Consider the following 14135-nt stretch of genomic DNA (forward strand, 5'->3'; position numbering starts at 1 on the left):
TGCCCGCCCGCCCCCATGGAGGCCGCGCGTGTGATACGCGGAGGCCGTGGCTCACGTCCTCCTCGACCTGCGCATGGTGCGTGGCCGGCTGCATGGGATTGCCCGCTACGCCCTGGAGCTGGCGCGGCGGATGCCCGCGCTCGCGCCCGACCTGCGCTTCTCCGCGTTGGTGCCCCCCGAAGGGCTCGCTCCCGACCTGGGTGAGCTGACGCCACGCATGCCGCTTCACCGCGCGCTGGCCGGGTTTCTTTCGCCCATTGAGCAGCCGGCGCTCGCGGCGGACCTGGTGAGGCTGGCGCCAGCCGCGTTCCACGCCACGTCCTTCTCGCTGCCCCTCTTCTGGAACGGGCGGCTGGTGGCCACGCTCCACGACGCCAACCACCTGGCGCTGGCGGACCAGTACTCGCCGGCCCAGTCCCTCTACTACCGCGTCGTCGTGGGACCTCGCGCGAAGCGGGCCACCGCGCTGGTGACGGTGTCCGGGTTCTCACGCGACGAGCTCGCGAAGCACCTCAAGCTGTCGCCCTACCGCCTCCAGGTGATTCACAACGGAGTGGACGCCCGCTTCCAGCCGCCGACCCAGGCCGAGGCCGCCGCGTTCCGCGAACGGTACGCGCTGCCAGCGCGCTACGTGGCGGCGGTGGGCAACGCCAAGCGCTTCAAGAACCTGGCGCTGCTGAGGGACTTCGCTGGGGAGCTGCCGGTGCCCGTGGTGCTGCTGGCGGGCAAGGGCGCGGTGGCGCACGAGCTGGGGCTTCATGAGAACGTGCTCGACCTGGAGGAGCTGCCCGAGGACCAGATGCCGCTGTTCTACGGCGCGGCGTCGGCGCTGCTGCTGCCCTCACGCTACGAAGGCTTCGGGCTGCCGGCCCTGGAGGCCATGGGCGCGGGCTGTCCGGTGCTGGCGGCGGACGCGACCGCCCTGCCCGAGGTCGTGGGCAACGCGGCGCTGAGACTCCCCCCGGACGACGCGGCGGCATGGCGTGAAGCGACGCTGCGCGTGCTCCGCGACGACGCGCTGCGCCGGGAGCTGGTGGAGCTGGGCCGGGAGCGCGTGGCGCGCTTCACCTGGGACGACTGTGCCCGGCGCACCCTGGCCGTCTACCGCCGCGTGCTGGAGACCCCCGCGCCCGGAGGCTCGCGCGGGACGCCTGGCCGATAGGGCGTGGGCGCGCCTTCCAGCGGCAAGCGGCCCTGACGGGCCTCCCGGCCGCGCAGGCGCTCACTGCCCTCGCACAACCCCAGGCCCCAGACGAGCGAGAAGGACAGGTACACGCTGGAGTGGAACGGGAGGTAGTGCACCAGCGCGAGGATGTGGAAGCCCACCCAGGACAGCAGCGCGCCCGTGGCCGCGAGCGAGCCCTCGCGGTAGCGCCGGATGAGCGCGCGCCCCAGGAAGCCGTGCATCGCCAGCATCAGCAACAGCCCCACCAGGCCCGTCTCCGCCCACACCGTCAGCCACAGGTTGTGCGAATCGGTGGCCAGCAAGTCCGTGATGCCCGTCTCGTCTTGCGTGGCCAGGGCCGCCGGCTTGTGGTTGCCGAAGCCCACGCCCGTCAGCGGGTATTCGCGCACCAGGCTCCAGCCCACGACCATGGCGTGCTCCCGCTCGCCGCCGTAGATGTTGCCCAGCGCCTTCTCCAGGCGCGTGCGCCAGGCCGGGCTCATGGAGACGACGGCCACCAGCGCGAACATGAGCGCCAGCCCCAGCTTCCGCGCGGACCCCTGGACCAGCAGCAGCAGCGCCACCACGCTGACGAGCAGCGCCGCGCCCAGCGCCGCTCGCGCGAAGGCGTTGTAGATGGAGATGAGCATCCCCATCACCACCGCGCCCGCCAGGATGCGCCGCCGCGCCTGGTCCGCGCTGCCCAGCACCGACAGCGCGGGCCCGAGCGCCGCGATGGCGCCATGCGCGAAGCGAAGCCGGTGGGAGAAGAAGCCACCCGCCGCGTAGCGCGGAGACTCCTCCGTGCCGAAGTTCTCGTGCAGCCGCCCCAGGTTCAGCTTGAGGAAGGCGGGCAGCTCCATGGACCAGCGCACCCGGTTCTGGAACACCCCCAGCAGCGCGGCCAACAGCCACCCTCCCGCCAGGACGCCCGCCAGCAGCAGCCACGGCACGCCCACGGCGCCAATGCACGCGGCCGCGGCGCCCGCCACCGAGTCCAGCACCTGCCCGTACCGCGAGCCGCGCGGCCACGCCTCCGCCGCGCCCGTCAGCAGCGCCACCGCGGGAGACACCGCCTGCCACAGGCACAGCACCCCGCTGGCCCCGGCATAGGCGCGCACGTCCGGCGCCAGGCGGAGCCGCCCCCGCACCAGCAGAATCGCCGCCAGCAGCACCGCCGCCCCCGTCGCCACCTGGAGGACGACCTCCGCCAGCACCAGGCCCACGGTCCACGTCACCAGCACGGCGTTGATGGCGCGGCGCCAGCGCAGGTCCAGCGGAAGCTCGGACGCGGTTCCCATGAGCGCGGACACGCTACCTCACCGGCAGCCAGCGCCGCGGCAGGGACAGCCGGCCCTCGCGCCGCAACCACACCGCCCCCGCGATGAGGCCCAGCAGCACGGTGGGCGCCCACGCGGCGACGCCAGGAGACAGCCGCTCCGTGAGCACCAGCGTCCGGCACACCATCATCAAGCCCCACATCGCCACCGCCGTCAGCAGGCCCTCGATGATGGCGGCCGTGAGGTGCCCCCGCCGGTTGGCGCGCAGGGCCAGCCCCACCCCCAGCAGCGCGGCGGGGAAGGCCGCCATCGGGTAGGCGAAGCGGTTGTGCAGGGCCAGCTCGAACTGCTTCGTCGCCAGCCCCACGTCGCGGCGCGCGACAATCTGCTCGCGCAGCTCGGACGCCCGCATCTGCTCCGGACGCCCTGGCCGGATGCGGAACGCGGTGACGGCCACGCCCAGCGCGTACTCCGCCTCCGGGAGCTGCCGCACGGACGTCTTCCCCTCGCCGTCGAAGGTGCGCTCCACCACGTCCGTCAGGCGCCAGCGCATGCCCTCCACCGGGAACATGCCGGAGGCGTCCAGGCGCCGCTGAAGGTTGAAGGACTCCGTCACCGTGAAGACGGACACGTCCTGGAACCCCTCCTGCGCGCTGCCGCCCCGGAGGAAGAAGATGTTGTCTCCGCGCCGGAACCACTGCTTCGGCGTGTAGTAGAAGCGCCAGTCGCCCCACTTGTTGAAGCGCTGGGTGGAGATTTCGTCCACGCGCCGGCCGGAGTACGTCGCCACCCGCTCGTCGAAGGCCACCAGCCCCACGCAGGCCACGAACGACGCCACGAGGATGGGCAGGTACAGCGCGGACGGGCCGAAGGTCAGCGCCCGGATGGCGGTGACTTCGCCCTGCTTGCGCAGCGCGGACACCGTGGTGCCCGCCGCCAGCAGCAGCGCCGCCGGCCCCAGCTGCTGCACCGACATCATCGCCTTGTAGAAGTAGAGCTCCGCCGCGTCCCGCACCCAGCCCGGCCCCGTGTAGAGCTTCGCGCGGTCCACGAAGTCCACCACCACGAACACCAGCACCAGCCCCCCGAGGATGCCCAGGACGAAGCGCAGGTACGTGCGCAGCACGTAGAGGAAGAGCGTTCCCCTCACTTGACCGTCCCCGAGCGGCTCACCCGGAACAGGGCCCAAAGCCCCACCGCGATGAACACCAGGTTGGCCATCTGCCCCGCCAGGCCCACGGGCAACTGGCCCTTCTGCCCCATCTGCTCGAAGACGCGGCTCAGCAGGTAGTAGAGGACGTAGCCGCCCAGCGTCAGCAGGTAGCCCCACGCCCGGCCCGACTGGCGCCGGCCCATGGCCAGCGGCGTGCCCAGCAGCGCGAAGGCGATGGGCGCCAGCGCGTTCCCCAACCGGCTGTGCAGCGCCATCCGGAACACGCGCGCATCCTCGCCCCGCGCTTCCGCCTCGCGCGCCGCCTCCATCAGCTCGCCGGGCGTCAGCTCCTCACGGGAGAACGAGAAGCGGCTGCGCTTGCCCATGGAGGCGCCCATGCCCACGCTGATTTCGGCCTGGTCGAACCGGATGATGCTGTACTCCTCCGTCTCGCGGCCCGCGGAGCGGTGCACCTCCCCCTCCTCCAGCGCGAAGCGCAGCACCTCCCCGCCGGTGGACGTGCCCACCTGCCCCCGCTGCGCCAGCACCAGCAGCGGCGAGTTCGCCTCCCGGTCGTCATGCAGGAGCACGTGGGTCCACTTCCCGTCCGCCGACACCTGCTCCGCGTACAGCGTCAGGTTGCTGAGGTCCTCGTAGAAGACGCCGGACTTCACGTCGCCCACGGCGTTCTTCCGGATGACCTCGCTCACCAGCACCTTCAAGCCCGCAAGGCCCCAGGGCTGCGCCGTGGAGGTGATGACCAGCATCAGCACGCTGAGCGCCACCGCGATGCCCATCGGCGCGGCCAGCAGGCGCACCGGCCCGATGCCCAGCGCCTGGAGCGCGACCAGCTCCCGGTCCTCGCCCAGCCGCCCCAGCCCCAGGAGGATGGCCAGCAGGAAGGCGATGGGCAGCGCCATCATCAGGAAGTGCGGCGCCAGGTACGCCAGCAGCCGCGCCAGGTCCACCAGCGTCACCGACGAGCCCAGCAGCACGTCGGTGCCCCGCAGGAACTGCATGACGAAGAGCAACAGGAACATGAACGCCACCCACACGCCGAGCGGGACCAACAGCTCCCGGAGCAGGTAGCGCGAAAGGCGGTTCACGGGGCGGCCTTCATCCCTCGCGCGCCGATGTCCCGGCGCAAGTGCATGCCCTCGAAGCGCACGGCCGCCGCCGCCGCGTAGGCCCGCTCGCGCGCCTGCGCCAGGTCCTCGCCCCGCGCGCACACCGTCAGCACCCGGCCTCCGGCCGTCACGACGCCGCCATCACGCGCCTCCACGCCCGCCAGGAACACCGTGGCGTCGGGCGGCACCGCGTCCAGCCCCTCAATCCGCTGGCCCTTCTGCGGCGCATCCGGATAGCCCCGCGCCGCCAGCACCACGCCCACCGAGGCACCGGGCGCGGACACCAGCGTCCGCGGCGTGAGCGCGCCCCGCGCACACGCGTCCAGCAACGGCAGCAGGTCCTCACCCAGCTGCATCATCAGCACCTGCGTCTCCGGGTCACCGAAGCGCGCGTTGAACTCCAGCACCTTCGGGCCGCCGCGCGTGAGCATCAGCCCCGCATACAGCACGCCCCGGAAGGGAATTCCGCGCCGGCGCAGCACGGCCAGCGTCGGGGCAACCACGCGCTCGCCCACCTCGGCGAGCTGCGCGGCGGACAGGAAGGGCGCGGGGCTGTACGCGCCCATGCCGCCGGTGTTGGGCCCCGTGTCGCCTTCGCCCACGCGCTTGTGGTCCTGGGACAAGGGCAGCATGGCGTAGCGCTCGCCATCACACAGCGCCATCGCCGACACCTCTTCGCCCTCCAGCAGCTCCTCCAGGACCATCGTCTGGCCCGCCACGCCCATGGCGCCCACGGCCCGCACCGCCGCGCGCGCGGCCTCCACGTCGTGGGCGACGATGACGCCCTTGCCCGCCGCCAGGCCATCCGCCTTGACGACGATGCGGCCCTGCGCCACCGCGTAGGCCTCCGCCGCAGCCACGTCGGTGAACGTCCGGAACGCGGCGGTGGGCACGCCGGCCTCGGCCATGATCTCCTTCGCGAAGGCCTTGGAGCCCTCGATGCGCGCGCCCGCCGCCACGGGCCCGAAGCAGGCGATGCCCGCGTCGGCCAGCGCGTCCGCGACGCCCGCGACCAGCGGCGCTTCCGGGCCCACCACCACCAGGTCCACCGCCTCGCGCTTCGCGAACGCGGCGACCTCCGCGGGTGCGTCCGCGCGCAGGGCCACGTTGGTGCCCAGCTTCGCCGTGCCCGGGTTGCCCGGAGCGCACCAGAGCTGGGTCAACAAGGGACTCTGCGACAGCTTCCACGCGAGCGCGTGCTCACGGCCACCGGAACCGAGCAGCAGGACCTTCACATCCACCTCACCGTTCCAACAGGTAGAGCATCCGCTTCGCGGGGAGGTAGGCTGGATCCAACCCCACCACCTTCACCAGGGTGTCTCGCGCCGCGTCCTTGCCCCGGGCAGACTCCAGCTGCGCCAGCCGCGCCTGCGCCGACAGCAGGGTGGGCGCCAGGGCCAGCGCGTCCCGAAGCGCGCGCTTGGCCGGCTCCACCTGCCGGGCCTCCGCCAGCGCCAGGCCGCGCGCCAGGTGCGACACCGGCAGCTGCCGCCCCGCCGCCGCGGAGCGCTCGCCCAGGCGCCGGGCCTCCGCGGTCGCACCTCGCCGCAGCGCGATGAGCGCGCGGTAGGCCAGGGCCCCCGCGTTGTTCGCGTCCACCTCCAACACGCTGCGCAGATGGCGCTCGGCCGCGTCGAACTGGTGCTGGTGGAAGCGCAGCAGGCCCTCGTACAGCAGCGGAGACGGGTCCTCCGGCCCCTCGGACAGCGCGAGGATGGCCCCCTCCACGCCCTCCACCGTCTCGCGTGGGCGCAGCCAGTAGGCGGACGTCGCGGGCCGCGGCTCCAGCCGGAGCGGGTCTGACTGCAAGGCCTGGTGCAGCGCGCGGAAGGCATCGTCCCGCCGCTTCGCGCTCGCCGCGGCGACGCCCGCCAGCAGCTGCGCGTCCAGCCGCCGCGCGTCCAGCTTCACCGCTTCCTGGAAGGCCTCCAGGGCCTCCAGCGGCTTCTTCTCCAGGAGCAGCAGCCGGCCTTCGAGCACCTTCTCCAGCGCGCCGTCCTCCAACTGCCCGCGGAAGCCCGGCAGATGGGCTCGCGCCTTCTCCGCGTCGCGGCGGCCCAGGGCCACCAGGAAGAGCTGGAGCTGCGCCTCGGGCAGGTCCTTCACGAGCCGCAGGGCCTCTTCCGCCGACTTCACCGCCGCGTCCTGACTGCCCGCGGTGCGCTCCGCCGCCGCCAGGTGCACCAGCACCTCGGCCACCTCGGGCGCGTCGTAGCGCGCGCGGTTCTTCATCAGCGCGCGCAAGTCCCTCACCGCGCCCGCGGCGTTGCCCTCCGCCTGGTAGCGCAGCATCGCCAGCGGCAGCAGCGCGCGCAGCTCGCCGGGCTCCGCCTTCACCCGGGCCTCGTACAGCTTGCGCGCCTCCGCGGGCTCACCCACCTCCTGGTAGATGCGGGCGGTGAGCGCCAGGCTCTCCCAGTCCTTCGGGCTCGCCTCCAGCCGCTTGCGCAGGGTGTCCAGCGCGGCGGAGTACTCACCGCCCGACACATGCGCGAGCGCGCGGTAGTAGTGCAGCCGCTTGATGTCCGGCGACAGCTTCTGCGCGGAGTCGAAGTGGCTGCGCGCCAGCTCGCGGGACGACGACAGCCACGTGCGGCCCAGCACCAGGTGCGCTTCGGCCTTCTGCGCGTCGGGGAGCTCCGCGCGGGCCAGCAGCTCCTCCGCCAGCGGACGGGCCTGCTCGGGCTGCCCGGAGCGGGCCAGCAGGAGGTTCGCGTGCGCCAGCAGCAGCGGCGCCGTGCGGCCGGACCGGGACTCCGCCGCCGACAGCAGCGCGCGGGCCTCCTGGAACGTCGCGTCGTCCATGCGCGCGCCGCGTCCCAGGGCCAGCGCCTGGACGTAGCCCGCGATGGCGGCGTCGTTGGCCGGGTCCAGCACCAGCGCCTGCTGGAAGGACTCCTCCGCCTCGGCGTACGCGAAGCGCTCGTCACGGGCGAGCTGCTGCTGCCCGTACGCGAACCGCTCCGCGCTGGTGCCCTGAATCTCCAGGTACTTCAGCTTCCAGCGAGGCAGCACCGCCTGCACCGCCTCCGGGATGGGGGCCGCGGGCGGAGGGCCCGCCTGGCGGCGCGACGCCTCCTGCTGCTGCTGGTACAGGAAGTAACCGCCCACGCCTCCGCCCACGACGACGAGCCCCACGAGGCCCGCCACCAGCCCGCCCTTGCCTCCACGGGAGCGCCCGTCGCTGATGCGCACCGGCGCGGAGCGCGAACCACTGCGAGGCTCCGCGCCCAGCTGCGGCGAGGAGGCGCGGAGGCCACTGCGAGGCTCCGGCCCCATGTCCGGAATGATGTCGGTGCTGATGGGCACACGCGCGCCACCGCGGGACTCGGTCCCCGGCGCTGGCGCGGAGCCCTGCGCCTCCACCCCCGACGCGGAGCCCCCACCCAGGTCCGCCATGGGCGGCAGGAAGTCAGAGCTCCCGGCCGGAGCGGCCGGACGGCTCGCGGCGGCGGGCGGCACCTGCGCGGAACCAGGCTGGCGGCAGTCGTCACAGATGCCGAGCGCCTGGTCGAAGGAGTCCGTCAGCGGCCTCTGGCAGACGCGGCAACCGGACGTCGCGGCCGGCGCGGCGGCGGGCTTCGCCGGACGCGAAGGCTGGGACTCCAGGCCCTGCGGCGCGACGGGCGCCGGTCCCAGGAAGTCGAGCAGCGGGTCCTCCGCACCCGCCCCACCGCCTCCCGACGCCGGCGTCCCCAGGTCCGCGAAGGGGTCCACGGGCGGCGCGGACGCGGGAGCCGGCGACGGCATCGCCCCGAAGTCGCCGAACAGGTCCGAGCCGGACGCGCGCTCGCCCTGGACCGGCTTGGGCGCCGGAGCCGCGCCAGGTGTCGGCGCGGCGGGCGGCGGCGCACCGAAGTCGCCGAAGAGGTCGTCCGCGGGATTCGACGCGGGCGCGGCGCCGGAGACAGGCGTCAGCGTGACGGGCGCCGCGGGCTGCGACGCCGGAGCCGGCGCGCCAGCAGCGGGCACAGCCGAGGGATCGCGCCGGACCAACTGAAGGTTCCGGCAGCGAGGACACTGCGCGCGAACGCCCTTGGCGGTGATGAGCTTGTCATCAATCGCGTAGGCGGCCGCGCATTTCTGACAGACGATGCGCATGGCTCAGTGCCGGAAGTGTCGCACTCCCGTCAGCACCATGGCCATCCCATGTTCATCCGCCGCGGCAATCAACTCCGCGTCACGGACCGAACCGCCGGGTTGTACGACACAGGTGGCCCCCGCCCGGGCGGCCTCGTCCAGGCCGTCCCGGAACGGGAAGAAGGCGTCCGAGGCCACCGCGCTCCCCTGCAGGGCCGCTCCGCCGCGGTGCATCGCGATGCGGACCGAGTCCACCCGGTTCGTCTGTCCCCCGCCCTGCGCCAGCAGCTGGTCACCCGAGGCGAAGACGATGGCGTTGCTCTTGACGTGTTTGCACACCTTCCAGGCGAAGCGCATGGCCCGCTCCTCCTCCGGCGTGGGGGCCCGCTTGGAGACCACCTTCCACGACAGCGGCGGCTCCACCGCGTCCCGGTCCATCAGCAGCATGCCGCCGGACACGCTGCGAGCGTCCAGCTGGGCACGCGGCCGGGCCTGGGGACTGGCGAGCGCGGGGCCCGCCTCCAGGAGCCGCAGGTTCTTCTTCGCCGCCAGCACCCGCAGCGCCTCCGGCGAGTAGGACGGCGCGATGACCGCCTCCAGGAACGTCTCCGCCATGGCCTGGGCCGTGTCCGCGTCCACCTCGCGGTTGAGCGCGACGATGCCACCGAAGGCGGAGACCTCGTCCACCGCGCGGGCGGTGCGGTAGGCCTTCACCAGGGCGCCGTCCACCGCCACCCCGCACGGCGTGTTGTGCTTGATGATGACGGCCGCGGGGGCCTCCGGGAACTCCAGCAGCAGGCCCAGCGCCGCGTCCAGGTCCAGGATGTTGTTGTACGAGAGCTCCTTGCCCTGCAGCACCGTGGCGAAGGCGACCGTCGGCTCCTGGGGCGTGGCGTGCTCGCGGTAGAAGGCGCCACGCTGGTGCGGGTTCTCCCCGTAGCGCAGGTCCCGCGACTTCTGGAACGCCAGCGACAGCTCCCCCGGGAACGGCTCGCCCGCCTGCGCGGACAGCCACGCGGAGATGGAGGCGTCGTAGGCCGCCGTATGCGCGAAGGCCTTGCGCATCAGCCGGCGCCGCGTGTCCTCGCTCACCGCCTGCCGCTGCTCCAGTTCCGCCAGCACCGCCGGATAGTCGTCCGGGTCCACCACCACCGAGACGTGCCGGAAGTTCTTCGCGGAGGCGCGCACCATCGCGGGCCCGCCGATATCAATCTGCTCGATGACCTCCGGCTCCGCGGCGCCCGAGGCCACCGTCTGCCGGAACGGATACAGGTTCACCGCGACCAGGGAGATGGGCTCGATGCCGTGCGCCCTCATCTCCTCCCGGTCGGCCTCCAGCTCCAGCCGTCCCAGGATGCCGCCGTGGATGCGGGGGTGGAGCGTCTTCACGCGGCCACCCAGAATCTCGGGGCTCTGCGTGTGCTCGGACACCTTGGTGACGGGCACCCCCGCGCCCTTGAGCGCCTCCAGCGTGCCCCCGGTGGACAACAACCGGAAGCCCAGGCGGACGAGCCCCTGGGCGAAGGAAACCAGACCTCGCTTGTCGGAAACGCTCAGGAGAGCCAGCACGTGTGGGCCTCGGTGTGCGGGAAGCGGCGGTAGTAGCAACCACCCCCTGGGGTGTCAACGCAACACGTCGGCCCTACATTTGCGGGTGGAAACCACCCGCGGACATCAGGGCTTGCGAGCCGAAACCGGCGGCTCGGCTTCGGTGGCTTCGCGCAGCTTCATCAGCCCGCGCGTCTCCACCTGGCGGATGCGCTCACGGGTGAGGTTCATGATCTCCCCCACCTCCTCGAGCGTGATGCCGCCCTTCTCCGCCACGTCCAGGGCGCAGGTGTGCTCCAGCTCCCAGATCTCCTTGTCCGGGAAGTTGAGCTTGATGGACCCCGTCTCCGGATTCACGTCCAGGTAGAGGTTGTGCTTGCAGGAGACGAAGTTGCACGGCCGGGGACCGTTGATGCAGTCCGCGCGCGTGCGGGGCCGCGTGTCGTCCATCTGCTTCAGCAGGTCGGCCTCTTCGGGATCAACCTGCCCCGTGAGGCGCCGCCTCCGCAGGTCGCGCGCCATCTCCTTGCGCGACATGGTCTTGGAACGGCGGCGCTCCTGCGCCTGGTCCGATTCCTGGTCCCCCCCCTCCTCCTGTAGCTGCTTCACTTCCGACATGTCCCCTCCACGTGAGGCCAGTCTACCCGGTTCCCGGGTATTCTATTGCGAACGGATGGTTTCGTCTGCGCGTGCGGTCACGGCACTACCCAGCCGGGCGACATCCCGGACCAGATCCTGCGCTCTTTGCCGCAAGGTTGCTAGCTGCGCCTCAAGCGTACGCCGATGCTCCCCCCCAAAGGCACGGTCCCCCAGCTCCTCCTGGAACCCATTCAGGAGGCCCGCCAGGTCCCGCTCCAACTGGTCGATGTAGTTGCCGTGGAAGACATAGGACCGCTTGATGTCCTCCAGGGTGTGCCCCTCCGCCATCATCTTCTTGATGACATTGATGCGGCGCACCGCCTCCACCGGGTAGAGCCCGACACTCCCCTGGTGCTTCCCCTTCCGGCCCACCCGGCGGCTCCTGGGTAGCAAGCCCGCCTGCACGTACTTCCGGAACGTCGCCTCCGAGAGGCGCACGCCCCGTGGCCGGAAGATTTCCAGGATGGCGCTCGCGGGCAGACCGCTCGCGTTCTCGCGCTCGATCCGAGCAATCTCCTCAGGAGCCAGCAGGTCCATGGATTCCATTGAATATAATCCACTGAGTGGAGGCCACTGAGTGCCAGAACGGACGGTTGGGTGTCAAGGCAGACCACCAGGCAGGCAGGCGGCGACGGACGAATCGCGCGCCTTTGAACAGGCGGGACGGCAGGTGGGGCGAGGTAGGCGTGACAGGCCGAAGGCAGCTCGCCTGGTGCGCGGCGGCAGCGTTCAGCACTGGACTTCGACGGCGCTCAAGCCGAAGCGAGCACGGGCGGGTGACTTCGGACCTGCGGTCAGGTTCTGGCGCGGCCGCCGGTGAGGCCGCCGCGCCGGGAGCCGGCCTGGTTCAGCGGCCCCTGGGGGCGCGGAACTCGCGGCTGACGGTGCCTCCCGCGGTGACGGCGACGTCGTAGCGGCGCTCGCCGGACGGGTGCTGGAAGACGAGCTTGTGGTTGCCGGCGGGCAACCGGTACGACGCCCGTCCCGTCACCTCGCCCATGCGCTTGCCGTTGATGAACACGGTGGCGTAGGGCGCGGCCTGGACCTGGAGCGTTCCGCTGGCCGGCGCCGCGCGCACGCGCTTCGTCTCCTGGGGCTCAGCAGGACCCGGCGTGGGGGCGGCAGGCGGGTTGGTGGCGGCGACGAGCACTTCCTCGCGCATCAGCCCGTCCACCTCGGCGTCGGCGTCGGCGGCGTCGTCGGCGGCTACGGCGGGCGCCTGCTCCCCGCTCCCGGCGCTCCCAGGCGCCGCTGACGGCGCGGGCTGGTCATCCGGCACGGCCTCATCCACAACGGGTGCGGCCACCACGGGCTCCGTCGGCGTCACCGGAGGAGCTGCACCGGGCCCCCGCATCACAGCGAGGCCGCTCCCGACGACAGCGAGCCCCAACGCCACGGACAGCCCCAGCGCCCACGGACGGCGCGCCGTCGGCACGGCCCCTGGGGCCACGGGGCCGGGCGAACGGGCCCCCGCCGCGGACACCTCGGCCCCGGAGCCATGAGCACTCGCTGCGAGCGCCTCGGGACCGGACGAACGGGCCCCCGTCGCGGACACCTCGGCCCCGGAGCCACGGTCACTCGCTGCGAGCGCGTCGGGGCCGGGCGCACGAGCACTCGCCGCGCGAGCCTCGGGGCCGGACGCATGGACCCCCGCCGCGGGCACCTCGGAAGCCTCAGGCGCGGCTGCCCACATCCCGGGACGCGACTCTGGCTCTGTATTCGACGGGGTCCCTTCCTCGTCGTCGTCCTCATCGTCCCAGGCGCTGGCCAGCCTCAGGCTCCCGGAGGGCCCTGACGGTGACGCGACGGCGGCGCTCCCGTCCGGACGACTCGGGGTTCGCGCGCTCCCAGACACCGCCGGGACACCCGAGCTCCTGCTCGGCGTCTGCTCGGCCCGTGAATCCTCGCTGGAGGCGGCACCGCGAGGCACCGGCGACGACGCCACCGCGGGCAGCGGCATCATCGGCGTGGCCATGGGCGGCAGCGGCGCCGCGTCCAGCGCGGCCTCCTCGCCCCTGCGAGGCAACACGAAGGTCGGCGCGTTGACGTCCTCGTCCGGAGATGTCGGCAACGCCAGGCCGCTGCGGCCAGGAGGCGCCAGCACCGCGGTGGGCTCGCGCGGCACGGCCCCCACCCCTGCCCCAGGTGCCGGCTCCCCTTCCACGACGACGTGCGTGCGCTCCTGCACGGTGGGAATCGCCTGGGTGAGGCTGGTGGGGAACAAGCGGCGCATGAAGGCGCTCAGGTCCGTGTCATCCACGGACCTCGCATGCGTCAGCACGCACTGGGCCAGGGCGCGCTCGAACTCGGCGGCCGTCTGGAAGCGCAGCGCGGGGTCTCTGTCCAGCGCGCGCACCACGGCGGCATCCAGGTCCGCCGGCACGTCCGGATTCAGCCGGGCCGGAGGCGGGATGGTGCTCAGCTGCACCGCGCGCAGCACCGCCACCTCGGAGTCCCCGTCGAACAGGCGACCGCCGGTGAGCATCTCCCACAGCACCACGCCCAGCGCGAAGATGTCCGTGCGCGCATCCACGGCCTCGCCCCGGGCCTGCTCGGGCGACATGTACGCGAACTTGCCCTTCAGCACGCCCGGCTGCGTCAGCTTGTTGCCCGCCTTGGCGATGCCGAAGTCCGTCAGCTTCACCGCGCCGTCGAAGGACAGCAGCACGTTGTGCGGCGTGACGTCCCGGTGCACCAGGTCCAGCGGCTGGCCATTGACGCGGACGCGGTGCGCGTAGTGCAGCCCCCGGGCGACCTCGGCGCCGATGTGCGCCACCAGCATGGGCGGCACCGGCTCCATCAGCTCCTTGCCGCGCTTGCGCAGCTCCCACAACGAGCAGCCGCGCACATACTCCATGGCCAGGTAGTACGTGTCCTCGTGCTTGTCGAAGTCGAAAATCTGCACCACGTTCGCGTGGTTCAGCCGCGAGGCCAGCCGGGCCTCGGCGATGAACATCCCCACGAACTCCGGGTCGCTGGCGAGGAAGGCGCGCACCCGCTTGATGACGACTTCCTTCTCGAAGCCCTCCGCGCCGCGCGCCGTGCACAAGTAGATTTCCGCCATGCCGCCCTCGGCGAGCTTGCGGCGGACGACGTACTTGCCGATGTGAGTGCCGGCTTCGAGCGTCACGGGAGCATCCAAG

The 14135-nt window shown here is 72.5% G+C and carries 10 protein-coding genes; 1 reads left to right on the plus strand and 9 read right to left on the minus strand.

Annotation, left to right across the window (positions count from 1 at the left end; translation table 11 throughout):
• Window positions 1–73 precede the first annotated feature (73 nt).
• Window positions 74–1162, plus strand: a complete 1089-nt coding sequence (locus HV826_RS20030; protein ID WP_176418674.1) for a glycosyltransferase family 1 protein — start codon at window positions 74–76, stop codon at window positions 1160–1162.
• Here HV826_RS20030 and waaL read toward each other — a convergent pair.
• The 9 genes from waaL to HV826_RS20075 all read right to left on the minus strand — a co-directional run bounded on the left by waaL (window position 1102) and on the right by HV826_RS20075 (window position 14122).
• Window positions 1102–2478, minus strand: coding sequence for an O-antigen ligase WaaL (gene waaL / locus HV826_RS20035; RefSeq protein ID WP_368670958.1), 1377 nt, complete (start codon window positions 2476–2478; stop codon window positions 1102–1104). The genes HV826_RS20030 and waaL overlap by 61 nt on opposite strands.
• A 1-nt stretch (window position 2479) precedes the next feature.
• On the minus strand, window positions 2480–3595 hold the full coding sequence (locus HV826_RS20040) for an LptF/LptG family permease (protein ID WP_176418632.1): 1116 nt from the start codon (window positions 3593–3595) through the stop codon (window positions 2480–2482).
• Window positions 3592–4704, minus strand: coding sequence for an LptF/LptG family permease (locus HV826_RS20045; RefSeq protein ID WP_176418633.1), 1113 nt, complete (start codon window positions 4702–4704; stop codon window positions 3592–3594). Before HV826_RS20045 ends, HV826_RS20040 begins: the two co-directional genes overlap by 4 nt.
• Window positions 4701–5966 carry a phosphoribosylamine--glycine ligase gene (gene purD / locus HV826_RS20050; RefSeq protein ID WP_176418634.1) on the minus strand — a complete coding sequence of 422 codons (1266 nt, stop codon included), beginning with the start codon at window positions 5964–5966 and terminating at the stop codon, window positions 4701–4703. Before purD ends, HV826_RS20045 begins: the two co-directional genes overlap by 4 nt.
• Window position 5967: 1 nt before the next feature.
• Window positions 5968–8826 (minus strand): zinc-ribbon domain-containing protein, encoded by a 2859-nt coding sequence (locus tag HV826_RS37865; RefSeq protein WP_176418635.1) that lies wholly within the window; start codon window positions 8824–8826, stop codon window positions 5968–5970.
• Between the two features lie 3 nt (window positions 8827–8829).
• Entirely contained in the window at window positions 8830–10374 is a 1545-nt protein-coding gene (gene purH, locus HV826_RS20060) for a bifunctional phosphoribosylaminoimidazolecarboxamide formyltransferase/IMP cyclohydrolase (protein WP_176418636.1), read from the minus strand.
• Window positions 10375–10479: 105 nt separating this feature from the next.
• Window positions 10480–10971 (minus strand): sigma factor-like helix-turn-helix DNA-binding protein, encoded by a 492-nt coding sequence (locus HV826_RS20065; RefSeq protein ID WP_002635080.1) that lies wholly within the window; start codon window positions 10969–10971, stop codon window positions 10480–10482.
• 42 nt (window positions 10972–11013) lie between these two features.
• Window positions 11014–11538: a MerR family transcriptional regulator gene (locus tag HV826_RS20070; protein WP_176418637.1), complete on the minus strand. Its 525-nt coding sequence runs from the start codon at window positions 11536–11538 to the stop codon at window positions 11014–11016.
• A gap of 301 nt (window positions 11539–11839) precedes the next feature.
• A complete protein-coding gene (locus HV826_RS20075) occupies window positions 11840–14122 on the minus strand; it encodes a protein kinase domain-containing protein (protein WP_176418638.1) in 2283 nt (760 codons plus the stop codon).
• Window positions 14123–14135: the final 13 nt, after the last annotated feature.

Source organism: Myxococcus sp. AM010, assembly GCF_013372585.1.
GTDB lineage: Bacteria > Myxococcota > Myxococcia > Myxococcales > Myxococcaceae > Myxococcus > Myxococcus vastator.

What these genes read in the sequence shown, in the direction of transcription:
- HV826_RS20030 (WP_176418674.1), top strand. Translation starts at nt 74, where the DNA reads ATGGTGCGTGGCCGGCTGCATGGGATTGCCCGCTACGCCCTGGAGCTG.
- HV826_RS37865 (WP_176418635.1), bottom strand. Translation starts at nt 8,826, where the DNA reads ATGCGCATCGTCTGTCAGAAATGCGCGGCCGCCTACGCGATTGATGAC.
- HV826_RS20065 (WP_002635080.1), bottom strand. Translation starts at nt 10,971, where the DNA reads ATGTCGGAAGTGAAGCAGCTACAGGAGGAGGGGGGGGACCAGGAATCG.
- HV826_RS20070 (WP_176418637.1), bottom strand. Translation starts at nt 11,538, where the DNA reads ATGGAATCCATGGACCTGCTGGCTCCTGAGGAGATTGCTCGGATCGAG.